This is a genomic window from Streptomyces sp. NRRL WC-3605 (assembly GCF_001509795.1).
Classification (GTDB): Bacteria; Actinomycetota; Actinomycetes; order Streptomycetales; family Streptomycetaceae; genus Streptomyces; species Streptomyces viridochromogenes.
The window spans coordinates 1-15535 of sequence record NZ_LLZN01000053.1; the positions used below are offsets into that span (position 1 = coordinate 1).

A 15535-nucleotide genomic window follows, 5' to 3' on the forward strand; every position below is an offset into this window, starting at 1 on the left:
CTTCTCGGAGATCGATTACGAGCGCAACAAGGCAGCCTGGCTGAAGGACCAGCCACCGGTGCCCCTCACCCCCGAAGACGTCTTCTCGCAGCTCGACCGGTTCCAGGGAGATGCCCGCGCCCGCGGCATCACCCACACCACGTTCCGGCACCTCACCGAGGCACTGAGCCTCAACGGCTCCCAGCGCGATGAGCTACGCCAACTCCTCATCAACAGTCGGCCGGATCATTACGATGCTCCGCTGTGGAACATCGGGGCATGAGCGCATTCGCCAGCGACCCAGGCCTGGACGACGTCCGGGACGCAGTAGGCCACGGCACAGAAGTCGACGTGGCCATACACCTCCTAGACGGCACCGTCAGGCTCTCGATCCTTTGGACACAGGAGATCCTGCTGAGCCCCGACGACGCCGACCAGGTGGCCCAGGCACTTCAACGGGCCGCGGACCAGGCACGCAAGATCACATCAGCGGGACGATCGGACGAGCCAACCGAAGCCTGAATCCGACTGAGTTACAACCTTCTCCACGGGTTCAAGCCCCGGCTACGCTCCGCTCCGCCGGGCGTGCTTCCCGGCTCCGCTGCGGGCGACGCTCCTGCCTTCCGCCCGCTCCGCCCGCGCTGCCGACGCGCGCCCACAAGTGGATAGGGCCAGATGCCATGAGCCGATCACCGCATAACGCGGCCACGGTCAACAGTGCCTTCAGCGGGGGATCGGCCGGCACCGGGATGGAGGGGGCGCCGCCGCCGACTGCGGGTCCGTAGATGGCGTGTGCGGGGAGCTCCCATCCCGTCCACCGCCGACCCAGGCAGAGCCGAGCAGACGCGGCTCATGGCGTCCAGGTCGTTCGTACAGTGGCGCGCTCCACCTGGACGCCCTGAACCACGCCCGCTCCACGGTGTGTGGGTCGACGGCGGACGGGATGGAGCCGGGGATAGGTAGTGGGGGTGCAGGTTGGGTGCCGGGTCTACGCCGGTACGTTGGCAACCCCAAGGCCGACAGGAGGGCGAGGTCCGTGCAGATAGCCGGAGTCGACTTGTACGTCAACCACCCGCTCATGGCTTTGGGGTCGCCGGACTGGATCCGTGACGACCTGGAGTTGGGGGGCGCTCCCGCTGCATCCTCCGACACTCATGTCATTGTCCGTGTGCAAGCGCAGACGGTTCTGATCAAGGTGCGGCTCTTCCGGGACCACGGCCAGGGTGTCGCCTCCGATCCGTCGTTTACCACGGTCTTCAATGGGTCGCTCTATTTGGCAGACCGGCGCTTCGTGATCGGTGACGTGCTGGGAGAGAGCCGATTCGTCAAGTACATCGGGGGACCGCAACGGTGGCGGGTGCGGGTGGCAGTCGATGATCCGAAGGGGTACGCGCGTGCTGCCGACGTGGTTCTTTGCCTCGAGGAGTAACGGCGACTCCGCTGTCAAGACTGCGAGCGACGGCTGACACCAACAAGCTCGAACAGCAGCGATCGGCGCCGAACCTCAGTGGACGATCGGTCGCAGCGTAAGACCGGTTGGTCAATGTCCGCAGTCCCCGGTGATGGACCTGATAAGGATGAGGCCAGACATCAAAGACTAGGCCTAGGGCGCCGGCCACACCGTCGGTCGGCGCCCTCGTATTGGCTCGGTCATTGGGACTCCACCGACCTACACGCCGAGAGCGAGGCCTCATCAACCGAGTCGCACCAGTTCGCAGTCGAGTTCGTTAACGGCTGATCGACAAAGAAGTCCCCAGGCCACCAGAGATACGGTAATCGCGTGCCAGATCCGTGCCAGGTCGTGCGGGGAACCACGGGGAATGGCGGGGACAGGAAGCCGGCCTCCCGGGTCATACAGCCGCTTCGCCGCGCGTCAGCCCCACAACCGCCCTCCGAAGCCGCAAGCTTCCCAAGCTGATATTTCTCCAGGGCATCGCAGTTGGTCGCTCCCACGACGAGGCCGGCTGCCGTCGTAGACGATGGCCACATGCGTTACTTCAATGGGACGGGCTGGCTCGCTATGTTCACAGGCACGGAGACGATGATCGCTCGGACAGTGCACGTGGACGCCTGGGACGAGGCGACGGGCGTCGCACTTGTGGTCGATCCCAAACGCGGTACACGCCGCCCGGTGACGGACTATCCAGACTTCTCCCACCTGGAGCAGGCCAGCCAGATAGTGGCCGCCATCCCCGGAGGCGGCTGGCGTGCGTACTGGAAGGACGAGGGACCCGACAACGGGCCACTGACCGAGCAGGTGCTCGCGTGGCTGATTACGGCTAAGGGGCAAGCCACCCCGATCACCGTCGATGCCCACGGACACGTGGACGACGCTGAGAGCGCCGATTGCCTGATCCCGCCGGGGGAGGAGTGAAGCAGCCGACCCTGCGCCACCGTCTCAGTTTCCGTCTCATTCAGCCCCGTTCACGGCCGTTCAGATAGGACCGGAAGCCAGCTCTCACCCGGAGGCCAGCCGTCCATGAACCCAGGTGAACGCCCCTGCACGCGTTCCACCGCCCCACCAACACGGTCGGAAAGCGTGTGGGTCGACGGCAAACGGGATGGGGGCTGGGGGTGAGGGGTGGGTTGAGGTAGAGGATGCTGCCATGGCAGATGAACCGAGACGCCCTCTCAGCGAGCTTCGCAAAGGCGAGAGAGTCCAAGCAACGATCACTAGTCACCAGGCATGGGGCCTCACGGCAAGGCTCGACGAGTACGACCCGGTGGGCGCCTCATTGGACACGATTCGCCGCAGAAGCGAGCCGGGAGTGAAGCGACTCGTGCAGGAACTGCCGCCAGTGGGGGCAACCGTCGACCTGGTCATAGGCGAGGTGCGCGACTGGCACAGGAAGCCGTGGATATGGGTCGACCTCACGGCACCCAAGCCCGAGGAATGACGGTCCTTCGCACCACAACCGCACCAGAACGAGCGGGGAACAGCGGGGAACCACGGTGACAGAGCCGAGCCCACCGAGGCCCGCGCTCGACCGTTCCCCCAGGTCAGTCCCAGAACCGCCCTCAAATGCCGCAGCTTCCCAAGCTGAGAGCGGGAGTTCGATTCTCGTCACCCGCTCCACGAAGAAGGCCCAGGTCAACGACCCGGGCCTTTCTGCCGTCCGTGGTGATCACTCGCCGCGTGCCAGATCCGTGCCAGAACGCTTCTCGTCGGCCTCTCGGAAGGCGGCGGCCCGAGCCTTTCGGACGGTCGCGTCGAGCCCGGCGGCAACCTCTTCCTGACGCTCCTCGTCGGAGTGCTGATAGATCAGCGCCGCCTCTTCGGACGACTGCAGGTTGCTGCGGGACGAATAGGTCGCTCCGTTAGGGTGCGCCGCATGACCGACGACGCCCCGGACTGTCCTGCGTGCAGCCGGCCCTTGAAGGCGGGCGGCCTTATCCTCACCAAGCGCGAGGAGGATGGCCGGCGCGCCTGCCGGTCGCTCTGGGGGTGTGGCAGCCGGCATGTCTGGTGGCGCTGGGCCGATCGGCCGGACGAAGCTTTGGAAGCCTGCCCGGTGCCCGGGCTCTTCCGCTGACAGCAACGAGCGTTGACGCCGGCTATTCGCGGCGACGACGTCCGGTTCTGGCGCGCGAGGCCAGTCCGGACCAAGCCGAGGGTAGATCGAACTCCTGAAGCGGTGCTCAGCGCCTGACCTCCCCACCTGTAGCTCGCAAGGAGGGACGCCCGGACGACTCGCCTCGGGGCGGCAGCCCTGACGTCGCACAAGGACACGGCCTGATGGCCTTGGCGCCCGCGGCCTTCGGGCTCAGGACTTGGCGGCTTCGGCTTCGGCCTTCTCTTTCATCGGCTTGTAGGTCACATCCCATAGGCCGGGGTTCCTGTGCAGGTCCGACACCAGGAGACGGAACAGTTTCGCGTCGAAGTTGGCGAAGTACAGACCGCCGTCGATGTTGTGGCCGTTGACGACGATCGTGGGTGTGCCGGGGCCGATGGGATCGTCGCCGGTCTGCCGGTAGGCCTGCTGGGAGGCGGTGATGAACGAGCGGTACTTCATCGCCCTGACCGCCGAGTCGAAGGCGGTGTCGCGAAGCCCTGGAACCTTCTCTGCAAGCTTCAGGAGGCGGTCCGTGGTGAACCCGCCACTGTTCTCGACGGCAGCCTGGTTCTTGAAGAGCACCGCGTGGTACTCGACGAACTTCCCCTTCTCCAGAGCGGCACGCAGCGCGTTGACAGCTCGCTTCGAGCCGTCGCCGCCGAGCCGGTCGTCCTTGAAGGAAGCGAAGGTGTACTCGGCCTTGATCTGCCCCGTGAGCAGCAGCTTTTGAAGTGCCACAGCGCCCGTCCGCTCGTACTCCTCGACGACAGGGCAGCGCGGATCCTCGTACACATGCACCGTCGAGCTGGCCGCAGGGTTCCCGACCACGATCGTCGTGCCGTCGTGGGCCCGCCGCTCCGGCAGCCTCTCGGCGGACGTGTATCGGTTGGCGCCCTCCGCCCCGGACCCGCCCGGCGCGCACCCGGCGAAGGCTCCTATGAGACCTACCGTGATGACTGCGCGAACTGTTCTGCTGGTCTTCATCAGACTCCTGTCCCACCCCTGTGAATGGGCAGACTTTACGGTTCCCCGTACGGGAGTCGCATCACGGATTCGGGCGACGCCGGAGCATCACCGAGCGGCGATCGGCCGGCGTGTCAGGGATAGCGCGGGAGTCCGCCGAGGTCCGGGAGTTCGTCCTCGAAGTCGCAGGCGGCGACGGCGTCGAGGCCGCGGTTCCAGCACGCTGTGAGCACGCGTGCCACCGCTTCGACGAGGACGGGGTCGGGGTCGTCGGCTTCCGCCTCGATCGTGAACGGCCACCCGATGAAGTCGGCGGCCAGTCCGTCGTCCGGGTTGTCCCGGACCTCGAAGACCATTCGACCTGATCGGATCATGTAGTGATCGTCGGCGGAGGCGCCGAGAGTCGCCGCGACGAGCGCGGTCACGGACTCGCGATTGCCGCCCCGTAGGAAGATCTGGCAGTCCCCGTAGTCCTTCGCTGTGTTCACGCGGCCTGCTCCTCTCTCTCGACCAGGATGCCGTTCTCGAACCGGGCGCCGGCGCGGACCAGGGGGACCAGATCGGCGCCGGTGCGCGCGCCAGCGTGTCTGGGCGGACTCTGCGAGCTTGCACGCCATCGCCGGAGCGGCGGCCGACTGCCGGCCCCACGGGTGACGCTGCAGCACTGTGGCACTCGGGTGGTGTCGTGGATGTTGTGCTCGGGCAGATCGTATGCGTGCCGGGCGATGGCGCAGTAGTCGGCGTCGTCGTGCAGGACTGCCAGTCCGTGATGGGTTGCGGTCGCGCCGATGACGACGTCCACGGCCGAAGCGCTCCCGCCGCCGTGGTGAATGTCTGGTCGTCCGCGCGAAGGGCAAGGACTTCGCCGTGAGTGTGGACGACGCCGAACGGGGCGCCGCACTGCTGAACTCCCTGGGCGCGAAGTCGCCGCGGTGAGAACCCGGTTCCGGGTGGTGGGACTTCAGGATGCCGCCGTCGTGAAGGTCCGCCACTCCCGGTTCTCCGGGCGGGGTCGGGCACGATCCCGCACATCTCCTCCACCATGTCCGCAGTCTGTGACAACGGTGTCCTGGAACGACGGCGAGCGGATCCTTCCGGCTCGTGCGGCTCTCATAGTGAGCGAGTGACCACGGAGCCGGAAGCGGCTTCTTCATTCACCACCGACCACTGTTCTTCCAGGGGGATCCGATGTTCCGCGCCCACCACCGCAAGGCCCTTCTCGTCTCCGCCGCCCTCGTCGGCGGCACCCTGCTGATGACCGCCTGCGAGGACGGGGACGCTGCCAAGGACACCGGTGCCGCCCGGAGTTCCGCGCCCGCGTCGGGTGCCGCCGCGTCCGCCACGCCGTCCGGTCCGGCGGCCGCGGGGAGCGGCAAGGGGGCAGGTGCGAAGGGCGAGGGGACCGACGACTCGGCCGGTGCCGGTGACGGTGCCGGTTCCGGTGTCGACGCCGGCGACGGCACGCGGGTACCCGTCGAGCAGGGCTGCGGTGCCAACGACATCACGTGGAGCACCCGGTCCGCGAGCCAGGCGGGCGGCTACATCCTGGTCATGGCCAAGGCCAAGCCGGGGATCACCTGCTACCTGCCCGGTACCCACCCGGTCGTGGCCTTCGGGTCCGACGGCACCGAGGCGGGTCCCGCGGAGCAGGCCGTCGGTGAGCCGATCAAGCTGACCGGGGGCACGACCGCGTACGCCGGGGTGAACCCGAAGACGACCGGCACGAACGACGGCAAGGAACTGGACTCCATCATCGTCGCCGTCGACGACTCGGACGCGAACCCTGTCTCCCTGAAGGTCGGCACCATCACGGTCGACAAGGCGATCGTCACCAACTGGCACACGGCGCCGAAGGACGCGGTTCCGTTCAGCTGAACCGAGGGGCGACACGGATGAGGGGCGGGCCGGTCACCGGCCCGCCCCGCTCCGCGTTCACGCGTGGCGGGCGCGCAGTATGCGTTCCATCCTGGCGTCCAGCTCCGCGCGTTCCTTAACGGTGCGCTCCGTCGAGACGGCGTGGACGGTGTGACCCGGGCGCGGCGGCACGCCGAACACGGGCCAAGGTGCACCGGCCGGAAGAGGAGGTCGTCGTCAGTGGCGTCCGGGGTGGCCGGAGTGCAGTTCGACGCCGACCCGGCACGGTACGGGAGGCAGGGCGCCGGAGAACGGCGCGGGGCGCGCGGCGGACGTGCCGAGGAGGGCGGCAGCGTGTTCGGCGTCGAGCGCGAACTCGATGCGGTCGCACTCCGCGGGGCGGTCGGCGGGACCGACGACGAGGTGGAACGCCACCCCGCCCTCGGCGTCCTGGTTGGCGGTGACCAGGGCGTCGACGACACCGGAGATCTCGTGCCGGGTGATGGTCCGGGACTGCGGTTTCATGACGGTCCTCCTGATGTTCCTGGTGGGGTTCGGTACGTGCGGGACGTGTGCGCGGCGATACGGCGTACTGCTTCCGCGAGGACGTCGGGCGGCTGGACGAAGGGAAGGCGGAGGAGGTGGTCGGTGGCCGGGCCAGGGGCCGGCGCCAGACGCACGCCGCCGCGTTCCGCGCCGGCGACCAGCTCGGGTGCCGGCCCGCCTCCGGTGTCGGCCCAGAGGGCGAGTCCGCCGTCCGGCACCCGGAAGCTCCAGTCGGGCAGGCCGGTGCGCAGGGCCGCCACCAGGGCGTCCCGGGAGGCGCGGGCGCGGGTGCGCCGGGCCGTGACGATCTCCGCGTACACGCCCTCGTCGAGGAGCCGGCGGACGACCAGCTGCTCCAGGACGGGGGGTGCGAGGCCGATGGCCGCGCGGCGGTCCGCCAGGGTGCGGACGAGTTCAGGTGCGGCGCGGACCCAGCCGACGCGCAGCCCGGACCACAGGGTGTTCGCGGAGTCCACGGTGACGACGGTCGACCCCGCGTCGAGCGCGGCGAGCCGGGGCGGGGCCGGGGCCGACGGGTCGAGGGCCGTGTCCGCCAGGGTCTCGTCCACCAGCAGGGTCACACCGCTGGACGCGGCCAGGGAGAGGAGGGCGCGGCGCTGCTCCTCGGGCATCAGCAGGCCGGTCGGCTGCTGAAAGTCGGGACCGAGGCAGGCCAGGCGGGGGGCGGCGGCGCGCAGCGCGCTGTGCCACGCGGGCATGTCCCACCCGTCGTCGCGCAGCGGCGCGGGGCAGGGGTGGGCGCCGGCCGCCTCCACGGCCCGTATGAGGTGGGGGGCCGCGGGCGCTTCGACCACCACCCGGTCGGAGGGGTCGGTCAGTTCGCGCAGTACCAGCGCGAGAGCGTCCGCGGCCCCGCCGGTGACGAGTATCTGCCCGGGGTCCGTGGGCACTCCCCGCCGCGTGTACCGGGCGGCGACGGCTTCCCTCAACGCGTCGATCCCCGCGGGAAGGCACCCGTGCCCGTGCGCGTACCGGCCCAGCTCTCGCGACGCCGCGTCCACGGCGGCCGACAGCCACGGCTCGGGCGCGGGCGGTGACGCGGTCACCAGGTCGATGGCGCCGCCGTGCCCCGGTCCCTCGGCGGCCGGCCGCGTCCGACGCCGGCCGGGCAGCCGGCGGGCCGCCGCCCGGCCACCGAGCGGCGGCGGTGCCGTCGGCGACGGGATCGTGTAGGTGCCGGACCCGTGGCGGCTCTCCGCGTGACCGGAGGAGCACAGCAGGCGGTAGGCGGCGGCGACCGTGGTGCGGCTGACGGTCAGGTCGGCGGCCAGCCGGCGTTCGGCGGGCAGCCGGGTGCCGGGCGGGACACGGCCGTCACGGATCAACCGGACCAGGGATCCGGCGAGTTGCCGGTACACGCTGCCGTTGTCGCCGCTGTCGCCGCGCCACTCGCCGAGCAGTGACGCCAGCCCGGGTACGGCGGTCTGCCGCGTCCTGTCCACGCCGGTCCCCCCCTCCTGGGCCACGTCGTCGTGCCCGTCCACCCGTGCCGCGTGCGCGGGTCATGCTCCCAGTGACGCGGTGCGTCCGCTCCCGCCGTTCGTCAGGTCCTCGGCGAGCGCCTTCCACAACCCGGCGTATCCCTGGGCGAGTTGGGCGAGCGATTCGCGGCAGTGGGGCGGCACGGTCGCGGCGATGCGGTCGCGCTCGCGGGCGATCAGGGCGCTGGCGTCGAGGATCCGCAGGACGCTGCGCCCGGTGTCGCTGAACCGCAGGGACGGGTCACGCCGCAGCGCGTCGAAGAGGCGCAGCACGTCGTTGTCCGCGATGGGCCGGCCCGTGCTCGCCGGCGGCACCCGGCGCTGACCCGGCGCGACGGCCGCGCGCGGCGGCGGGGCCGCCCGGTCGTCGGTGGGCCGCCCGGGGACCGGGCTCTCACCGCGCCGGATCCGGGCCCGTACGTCCGCGACGGTGGCCGGGGCCAGGCCGGCCGACGCGGCGATCTGGCGGAGGGACGCGTCGGGGTTGCTCCGGATCAGCTCACCCGCCAGTTCACGGCGGCGTGCCGGGTCGACGGGGCGCCACCGGCCGTCGCGGCCGATCCTGGACGCGCCGGCCTGCGTGTCGGCGGCGGTGCGCAGCTGCGCCACCTTCTTGGCGGACAGACCGGTGAGCGATGCCACGGCGCGGTCGGCCCAGCACGGGTGGGCGGTGAGCACGCGCCGGGCGGCGGCGACGCGGTCGTCCGTCGTCAGCGGCCGGCCGTGGGTGACGTTGGTGGCCACGGCGAGCAGCCGGGCCGAGGCGAGGTCCCCGTCGAAGAACCGGGCGGCGATGTGGTCGGCCCCCCGCAGTCCCGCGGCCCGCAGCCGGTGCGCGCCGTCGACCACGGTCATGGTGGAGCGGTGCACGAGGATGGGCGGGAATTCCGCCTCCGTCTCGGCGAGCGTCCGTACGTAGTCGGCGTCCTCGCCCTCACTGCGGGGCGAGAAGTTCTCGAAGTCGACGACGAGTCGTGCGATCGGTATCCGCTCGACGGGATGGTCGAGGAATCCTCGGTCCCGGAGCCTGATCAGATGGTCCGCGCCGTCGTCCGGTGTCGTCCCGACGCCGGGAAGTTCGTGTGTGCTCTGGCCGCGTCGGTGCTCGCGGGTTTCCTGCTCCACAGCCGTCCCCCTTGGAATCCGTCCCACGTGCCCTCTGGTACCGCTGAACGGGAGCCGGTCACTGCCAGCCGAGGTCGTCCTCTCCGGTCAGGGGGGCGGGGACGGTGACCGAGGTGTGGACCGCCGGACCGTCGGCGCTCGTCCGCGCCTCCGCGGTGACCGCGCCGGCGCCCGTGGCCATGAAGACCGCGCCGGCCACCATGACACCGCGAACGAGCCGGCGGGACGCGATCGAGGAGTTCTTCAGCGACATGACTTCTGCCTTTCCGTTGGATTTGTGCTGGCAGGAAGAAGTGTTGTCGCAGCTCCGGCGCCGGGAACAGGGTCTCCGCGTGGGGCAAACCGTCCCTGGCCTACTGCGTCCACCCCGGTCCCCGAGGGAGGCGGGCGCTCGTCATGATCTCCGAATTCGGTCAAGAAGCCGTAAAACGTGGAACGGATCAATTCATTCCGCGAGCCATGGATGGTATTCGAGCGCAATCAGCGGAACTTCGGCGCTTCGGAACTCCCAGTCCCGCAAAGAGGGGTGTGCGGAACAGGACCGCCGCCACAGCCGCTCGGCCGCGGCCTCCGCCTCCTCCAGGGACCGGGCGCGCAGGAAGATCCCGACCGTGGGGCCCGACGCCGGGTTGCGATGCACGCTGACGTGCTCGAACCCGGTGAACTCCGCACCGCGGCCGGCGACGGCGGCGGCGGTCCAGTCGGGCAGGGCGTGGCCGCGGGGGTGTGCTCGCAGATGTACATGGACGAGATACATGGGTTACCTCAGGCAAGTCAGGAACACCCTCAGGGAATGCGCCTTACCGATCGATTTACTGGACGCAAAACACCCGATCAAGGACACCCGCTTGCCCGTAACCGAGCGGTCACGTATTGTCGGCTGATCCTTTGACTGTCGAGCGCGACCGGTTCTCGATTCCGGGCCAACGACTTGGGGCTGCCGAATTAGATGCTTCACGTTCTGGGTCTTGACGCCGTGACGGAGTCCGTCTACAAAGCGATGCTCGCGCATCCTCGCAGTGGTGTCGCCGGCCTCTGTTCGCTTCTCGGACTTTCCGAGCGCGAGCTGCGGGAGGCGCTCGACAAGCTCAGCGAGCTGGCTCTGGTCCGTGCCTCGACCGAGGATCCGAGCCAGTTGTACGCGGTCAGCCCGCACGTCGGCATGGAGCTGCTGCTGGCCCAGCAGCAGGCCCAGCTCGCCGCCCAGCAGGAGCGGCTGGAGGTCAGCCGGGCGGCCGCGGCGAAACTCATCCTGGAATGCGACGGTCAGCGTCACACGGGCCCCTCGTCCACCGGTATCGAGCATCTCGAAGGGCTCGACGCCATTCGCGACCATCTCGCGGCCCTGCACGACAAAGTCACCGACGAACTCCTGACGTTCGCACCCGGCGGGCCCCAGACGTCGGCGAACATGCAGGCGTCCCGCCCTCTCAATCAGCAGTTGCTGGACCGTGGCGTGCGCATGCGCACGATCTATCTGGAATCCATTCGTTCCTGCCCCGACACCATGGAGTACGCCCGCTGGCTCGCGGAGCAGGGCTGCCAGGTCAGGACGGTTCCCTCGCTGCCGAACCGGATGATCATCTACGACCGTGAAGCCGCGATCCTCGCCACCGACACCGACAACACCGCGGCCGGCGCGGTGCAGGTGTCGTCGCAGGGGATGATCGCCTCGCTGCACGCCCTGTTCGAGGGCGTGTGGCAGTCGGCCGATCCGCTGGATGCGGTGAGACCCCCAGATCCTGGCGGCCTCACGCGCCAGCAGTACGAAGCCCTGAGACTACTGGCCACCGGTTCCACGGACGAGGCGATCGCCAAACGTCTCGGCGTCTCGGCCCGTACCGCCCGGCGGATCGCCCACGGGCTCATGACCCATCTCGACGCCCGCAGCAGGTTCCAGGCGGGCGTCTACGCGGTCCAGAAGGGCTATCTGCCGGCGATCCCGGACTAGTACCGCAGAAACGATTTCCCGTGCGAGGTCCGGTACATGAGGGCAGGTCAGGCGGGGATCAGGGCGGCGGCCGGCTCGGGGAACCCGCACAGGACCAGCGCCTCCTCCGGCGTCCGGGCGACCTGCACCAGGCGCCGTTCGTGCTCACCGAGGAAGCCCTCAGCGACCAGATGGTCGAGCATGGCCAGCATCGGGGTGAAGAAGCCCTCATGGTCGAGCACGACGATCGGCTTCTCCATCAGCGACAGCTGGTTCCACGTCATCACCTCCATCAGCTCGTCCAGCGTGCCGATGCCGCCGGGCAGCACCGCGAAGGCGGAGGACAGGCGGTACATGAGGGCCTTGCGCTCGTGCATCGAACGGACGACGAAGATCTCGCCGGGCGCCTTGTCGGCGCGCTCCCTCTCGTGCAGGCTGCGCGGGATCACCCCGGTGACGCTGCCGCCTCCGTCCAGGACCCCGGCGGCCACGGCGCCCATGACGCCGACGCCCCCGGCGCCGTAGACCAGGTCGAGCCCGCGCCGGGCGATCAACCGGCCGAACTCCCGGGCGACATCCGTGTAGGCGGTCTGCACGCCCGGCCGGGCGCCGCAGAACACGGCGACGCGTTCGCTCTTGCTGAGTCTGGGTTTCATGGCATCTCCTCTGTGGTGGGACCGTTCTCGTCCTGCTCCCGCGAGCCGACCGTGAGGTCAGGCGCCGCGGGTCTGTTCCTGACGGGGACCGGACCCGGAGGCGGGCCGGTCGCTGAGACCGGTGACACGCAACGCCGTACGCAGCAGCACGCGTGCGCCGGCGACCAGGTCGCCCGGGGCGGTGTCCTCCTCGGGGACGTGGCTGATCCCGCCGATGCTGGGCACGAAGATCATTCCGATCGGGGCGATGTCGGCGACCATCTGCGCGTCGTGACCGGCGCCGCTCGGCAGGACCTCGTGCGCAAGCCCCAGTTCGTCGGCGCTGCACGCGATCGCCGCACGCAGCACCGGGTCGGTGGACACCGGATCGGACCGCGTCTCGGCGACCACCTCGATCTCGGTGCCCGTGGCCGCGGCGATCGTCCGCAGGGCCCGGCGCAGCGTCTCCTCGGCCGTGGCGACCCGCCACACGTCCGTGTCCCGCAGGTCCACGGTCAGCCGCACCTCACCCGGGATGGTGTTGGGCGTGTTGGGGTGCAGGTCGAGCCGTCCCACCGTGGCGACGCGGCACAGTTTGCGGTCCCGTGCGATGTGCTCCACGGCCAGCACCACCCGGCCGGCCGCCGCGAGCGCGTCCTGGCGCCCGTCCATCGGGCTGGTGCCCGAATGCCCGGCGGCGCCCCGCACCTCCACCGTCAGGACGGCACGGCCGGTGATCGCGTCGACCACGCCGATCCGGCTGCCGCTGCGCTCCAGCACGGGCCCCTGCTCCACGTGCAGTTCGAGGTAGGCGGCCACCGAGCCGTGCGGCCATCCGGCGCTGCCGAGCGCGTCCAGGTCGCCGCCGGCCAGCCGCAGTGCCTCGCGCAGCGGACGTCCGTCGTGGTCGCGCGGCTCCCGGGGCAGCGCGGCGAGTCGTCCGGCGATGGCCATCGAGCCCCAGAACGGCTGGGGGAACAGCGCCCCCTCCTCGTTGGCGAAGGCCACCGCCAGCGGCTCGCAGGGCAGGTGGACACCGCTGTCCGTGAGGGTCTGCAGCACCTCCAGGGCGGCCAGCACCCCGTACGCGCCGTCCAGCCGCCCGCCGTTGACGACGGTGTCCAGGTGCGACCCCATCATCAGGGCCCGGCGCTCGCCCGGGTGCTCACCGAGCCGGGGCCGGGACCGCACGATCAGGTTCCCGGCCGCGTCGACCTCGGGGACCAGACCCGCGCCGCGCGCCTCGTCCATCAGATAGCCCCGGGCCTCCCGGTCGGCCGGGCCGAAGCCCTCCCGGGTGATGCCGCCCGTCCGCTCGTCCAGACCGATCCGGCCCAGTGCCTCGATCCGGCCGAGCAGCCGGTCCGCGTCGATGTCCAGGGACAGCGGCCGGTCCGTCCCCTGTACCAGGGTGTCGCCCATCCGTACGTCCTCCCGCTCGGGTCGTAGGTCCGCGAGGCCCGCCAGGTCGGCGAGGCCGCTCACAGGTGCCGCTCCCACCACTCCAGGACGGCCTCGAAGCGCGCCAGCCGATGGCTCGGCAGCCCGGTGCGGGACATGTCGTGCCCCTCGCCCGGGAACAGGAGCATCTCGACGGGGACCCCCCGCACCTTCAGCTCCGTGAACAGCCGCTGGGCCTGCTCCGGCGGGCAGTGGCGGTCCTCCTCGGACTGGATGAGCAGCATCGGCGTGGACATCCGGTCCACGTACGTCAGCGGGCTCTGCTCCGCCCAGCGCGCCCGGTCGGGGCCGTACAGCGAGACCGCGAGGTCGGCCCCGTCGTCGCTGGTGGCGGCGTAGCTGTCGATGGCGTAGAGCCCGCGTTCGCCGATCATGGCCCGGAACCGCTCGCCGTGGTGGGCGTTGAACCAGGCCGCCATGTAGCCGCCGAAGGAGCCGCCCATCACGCCCACCCGGTCGCCGTCCAGGTCGGAGGAGTCCAGCGCGGTGTCGAGGATGGCGAGCAGATCGGTGGCCGACCTGCGCGGGAGGTCGTCGCGCACGTACGCGCCGTGCGCCTGCCCGTAGCCGGAGCATCCGCGCGGGTTGCCCAGCACCACGGCGTAGCCGGCACGGGCGTACACCTGCGCCTCGTCGAAGGCGGCCGGTCCGTTGAGGGTGTATCCCCACTGGGTGTACGGGCCGCCCTTGACCTGGAAGATCACGGGGTGCGGGCCGGGGCCCTCGGGGCGCACCACCCAGGCGTGCAGGGGGTAGCCGTCGGGGGCGTACGCGGTGAACTCCTCCATCGGCAGGAGGTGTCCGCGTTCGGCGAGTTCGGCGCCGTACGGGGTCAGCACGCGCTCGGTTCCGTCCCGCCACACCACCAGGTCGCCGGCGCTGGTGGCGCTCGCGACGACGGCGACGACGGTGGTCCCCTCGTCCGACTCGGCGACCGCGTAGCCGTTCACCTGGCGCCGGCCGGTGACGACCGGGCGGGGCTCGCCGCCGTCGTAGGGCACCAGGACCAGGTTGACGGCGCCGCGATGGTCGCTGGCGAAGTACACGCCGTCGGCGGCGGGCTGGATCATCTGGCTGGCGAAGCTGAGGTGGTGGGCGTCACCGGTCAGGCGGCGCGGCACCGCCGGCCGGGCCGGCTCGGCGTCGGCGGGGTCCACCGGCACCGACCACAGGCCGTAGCTGGCCGTCGCGCACGAGTTGTTGTTCTTGTCCAGCTCCGCACCGCAGAAGACGACCGAGGCGCCGTCCGCGGCGAAGCGCGGGGTGAACAGGTACAGCCCGCCGTGCGTCAGCGGCCGCAGCCCGGTGCCGTCGGCGCCGACGGCCCACACGTCGTTGCGGGAGTCGTCGCCCCGCTCGTCGTGCCGGGCCGTCACGAAGGCGAGCAGCCGCCCGTCGGGGCTCCAGGCCAGGTCCCCGTGGTCGTAGTCGCCGCTGGTGAGCTGCCGGGGCGGGGCCTCGAGGTCGAAGGGGTCGGTGACGAAGACCTGACGGGGGCGGTCGTAGGTGTAGCCGAAGCCGTCGAGCTGGTAGACGAGCGTCGTGACGCGGCGGGGCCGCTCCTGCTCGGCCGGGCCCTGGTAGCGGCCGGGGGCGGGCACGCGGCTGGTGTAGGCGATCCGCGTCGAGTCCGGGCTCCACACCGGCTGCCCCGCGCCCATCGGATGGTCGGTGACGGGGTGGGCCTCGCCGCCCCCCTGCATCGGGAGGAGGTGGATCTGCGCGCGGCCGTGCGCGCCGGGCCGGAGAAAGGCCAGGTGACGGCCGTCCGGTGAGAAGACGGGCGCCCCGTCGTAGGGGCCCTGGGTGACGCGGCGGGGCGGGGTCGCACCGGTGGTGTCCACGATCAGCAGCTCGGTGGTGTAGTCGTCGCCGGCCAGGTCGGCGCGGGTGACCTCCACGACGGCGTGGGCACCGTCCGGTGAGAGCGTGGGGCGCCCGAGGACGGGCAGCAGGTCGATGTCGGTGGGCAGCATGTCGGGTCCT

18 protein-coding genes and 1 pseudogene are annotated in these 15535 nt (G+C 70.6%); 8 read left to right on the plus strand and 11 right to left on the minus strand.

The features are described 5' to 3' along the window. From ADL34_RS15605 to ADL34_RS34835, 6 genes and pseudogenes are all read left to right on the plus strand, one after another. A pseudogene (locus ADL34_RS15605) lies at positions 1 to 262 on the plus strand (hypothetical protein); the annotation flags it as partial. After that, the gene (locus ADL34_RS15610; protein ID WP_062673536.1) at positions 259 to 501 is read left to right on the plus strand and encodes a hypothetical protein; all 243 of its coding nucleotides are present in this window, start codon (positions 259 to 261) and stop codon (positions 499 to 501) included. The pseudogene ADL34_RS15605 and the gene ADL34_RS15610, both read left to right, overlap by 4 nt. Positions 502 to 1015: 514 nt before the next feature. After that, on the plus strand, positions 1016 to 1408 hold the full coding sequence (locus ADL34_RS15615) for a hypothetical protein (protein ID WP_062673538.1): 393 nt from the start codon (positions 1016 to 1018) through the stop codon (positions 1406 to 1408). Positions 1409 to 1966: 558 nt separating this feature from the next. Then, entirely contained in the window at positions 1967 to 2353 is a 387-nt protein-coding gene (locus tag ADL34_RS15620) for a hypothetical protein (protein ID WP_062673540.1), read from the plus strand. 232 nt (positions 2354 to 2585) lie between these two features. Further along, positions 2586 to 2876: a hypothetical protein gene (locus ADL34_RS15625; protein ID WP_062673542.1), complete on the plus strand. Its 291-nt coding sequence runs from the start codon at positions 2586 to 2588 to the stop codon at positions 2874 to 2876. 435 nt (positions 2877 to 3311) lie between these two features. Next, positions 3312 to 3512, plus strand: a complete 201-nt coding sequence (locus tag ADL34_RS34835) for a dehydrogenase (protein ID WP_079034437.1) — start codon at positions 3312 to 3314, stop codon at positions 3510 to 3512. Between the two features lie 231 nt (positions 3513 to 3743). On the opposite strand, the gene ADL34_RS15630 is transcribed toward ADL34_RS34835, so the two are convergent. The 3 genes from ADL34_RS15630 to ADL34_RS36700 form a co-directional block, all read right to left on the minus strand. Further along, on the minus strand, positions 3744 to 4517 hold the full coding sequence (locus ADL34_RS15630; RefSeq protein WP_062673544.1) for a DsbA family protein: 774 nt from the start codon (positions 4515 to 4517) through the stop codon (positions 3744 to 3746). Between the two features lie 113 nt (positions 4518 to 4630). Beyond that, entirely contained in the window at positions 4631 to 4984 is a 354-nt protein-coding gene (locus tag ADL34_RS15635; protein WP_062673546.1) for a hypothetical protein, read from the minus strand. Next, a complete protein-coding gene (locus tag ADL34_RS36700; RefSeq protein ID WP_062673548.1) occupies positions 4981 to 5298 on the minus strand; it encodes a hypothetical protein in 318 nt (105 codons plus the stop codon). The genes ADL34_RS15635 and ADL34_RS36700 overlap by 4 nt, the downstream gene beginning before the upstream one ends. Positions 5299 to 5684: 386 nt before the next feature. Between ADL34_RS36700 and ADL34_RS15645 the strand changes: the two genes are divergently transcribed. Beyond that, the gene (locus ADL34_RS15645) at positions 5685 to 6371 is read left to right on the plus strand and encodes a DUF4232 domain-containing protein (RefSeq protein WP_062673550.1); all 687 of its coding nucleotides are present in this window, start codon (positions 5685 to 5687) and stop codon (positions 6369 to 6371) included. A gap of 216 nt (positions 6372 to 6587) precedes the next feature. On the opposite strand, the gene ADL34_RS15650 is transcribed toward ADL34_RS15645, so the two are convergent. The 5 genes from ADL34_RS15650 to ADL34_RS15670 all read right to left on the minus strand — a co-directional run bounded on the left by ADL34_RS15650 (position 6588) and on the right by ADL34_RS15670 (position 10280). Beyond that, entirely contained in the window at positions 6588 to 6875 is a 288-nt protein-coding gene (locus ADL34_RS15650; protein ID WP_062673552.1) for a hypothetical protein, read from the minus strand. Next, positions 6872 to 8359, minus strand: coding sequence for a PLP-dependent aminotransferase family protein (locus ADL34_RS15655; protein ID WP_159038926.1), 1488 nt, complete (start codon positions 8357 to 8359; stop codon positions 6872 to 6874). Before ADL34_RS15655 ends, ADL34_RS15650 begins: the two co-directional genes overlap by 4 nt. Before the next feature lie 60 nt (positions 8360 to 8419). Beyond that, positions 8420 to 9523, minus strand: coding sequence for a ParB/RepB/Spo0J family partition protein (locus ADL34_RS15660; RefSeq protein ID WP_062673556.1), 1104 nt, complete (start codon positions 9521 to 9523; stop codon positions 8420 to 8422). A 58-nt stretch (positions 9524 to 9581) separates the two neighbouring features. Further along, positions 9582 to 9776, minus strand: coding sequence for a hypothetical protein (locus tag ADL34_RS15665; RefSeq protein WP_062673557.1), 195 nt, complete (start codon positions 9774 to 9776; stop codon positions 9582 to 9584). Between the two features lie 192 nt (positions 9777 to 9968). Continuing rightward, entirely contained in the window at positions 9969 to 10280 is a 312-nt protein-coding gene (locus ADL34_RS15670; protein ID WP_062673558.1) for a hypothetical protein, read from the minus strand. Positions 10281 to 10499: 219 nt separating this feature from the next. Between ADL34_RS15670 and ADL34_RS15675 the strand changes: the two genes are divergently transcribed. Then, positions 10500 to 11474, plus strand: coding sequence for a helix-turn-helix transcriptional regulator (locus tag ADL34_RS15675; RefSeq protein ID WP_324610591.1), 975 nt, complete (start codon positions 10500 to 10502; stop codon positions 11472 to 11474). A 47-nt stretch (positions 11475 to 11521) separates the two neighbouring features. Here ADL34_RS15675 and ADL34_RS15680 read toward each other — a convergent pair whose 3' ends face one another. From ADL34_RS15680 to ADL34_RS15690, 3 genes are read right to left on the minus strand one after another with little or no spacing between them, the layout of a single operon-like run. Beyond that, a complete protein-coding gene (locus ADL34_RS15680) occupies positions 11522 to 12109 on the minus strand; it encodes a TIGR00730 family Rossman fold protein (RefSeq protein WP_062673560.1) in 588 nt (195 codons plus the stop codon). 57 nt (positions 12110 to 12166) lie between these two features. After that, the gene (locus ADL34_RS15685) at positions 12167 to 13573 is read right to left on the minus strand and encodes a Zn-dependent hydrolase (protein WP_199835579.1); all 1407 of its coding nucleotides are present in this window, start codon (positions 13571 to 13573) and stop codon (positions 12167 to 12169) included. After that, positions 13570 to 15525 (minus strand): alpha/beta hydrolase family protein, encoded by a 1956-nt coding sequence (locus ADL34_RS15690; protein ID WP_062673561.1) that lies wholly within the window; start codon positions 15523 to 15525, stop codon positions 13570 to 13572. Before ADL34_RS15690 ends, ADL34_RS15685 begins: the two co-directional genes overlap by 4 nt. Positions 15526 to 15535: the final 10 nt, after the last annotated feature.

What these genes read in the sequence shown, in the direction of transcription:
- ADL34_RS15665 (WP_062673557.1), bottom strand. Translation starts at nt 9,776, where the DNA reads ATGTCGCTGAAGAACTCCTCGATCGCGTCCCGCCGGCTCGTTCGCGGT.
- ADL34_RS15670 (WP_062673558.1), bottom strand. Translation starts at nt 10,280, where the DNA reads ATGTATCTCGTCCATGTACATCTGCGAGCACACCCCCGCGGCCACGCC.
- ADL34_RS15650 (WP_062673552.1), bottom strand. Translation starts at nt 6,875, where the DNA reads ATGAAACCGCAGTCCCGGACCATCACCCGGCACGAGATCTCCGGTGTC.
- ADL34_RS15645 (WP_062673550.1), top strand. Translation starts at nt 5,685, where the DNA reads ATGTTCCGCGCCCACCACCGCAAGGCCCTTCTCGTCTCCGCCGCCCTC.
- ADL34_RS15680 (WP_062673560.1), bottom strand. Translation starts at nt 12,109, where the DNA reads ATGAAACCCAGACTCAGCAAGAGCGAACGCGTCGCCGTGTTCTGCGGC.
- ADL34_RS15630 (WP_062673544.1), bottom strand. Translation starts at nt 4,517, where the DNA reads ATGAAGACCAGCAGAACAGTTCGCGCAGTCATCACGGTAGGTCTCATA.
- ADL34_RS15690 (WP_062673561.1), bottom strand. Translation starts at nt 15,525, where the DNA reads ATGCTGCCCACCGACATCGACCTGCTGCCCGTCCTCGGGCGCCCCACG.
- ADL34_RS15610 (WP_062673536.1), top strand. Translation starts at nt 259, where the DNA reads ATGAGCGCATTCGCCAGCGACCCAGGCCTGGACGACGTCCGGGACGCA.
- ADL34_RS15625 (WP_062673542.1), top strand. Translation starts at nt 2,586, where the DNA reads ATGGCAGATGAACCGAGACGCCCTCTCAGCGAGCTTCGCAAAGGCGAG.
- ADL34_RS15620 (WP_062673540.1), top strand. Translation starts at nt 1,967, where the DNA reads ATGCGTTACTTCAATGGGACGGGCTGGCTCGCTATGTTCACAGGCACG.
- ADL34_RS34835 (WP_079034437.1), top strand. Translation starts at nt 3,312, where the DNA reads ATGACCGACGACGCCCCGGACTGTCCTGCGTGCAGCCGGCCCTTGAAG.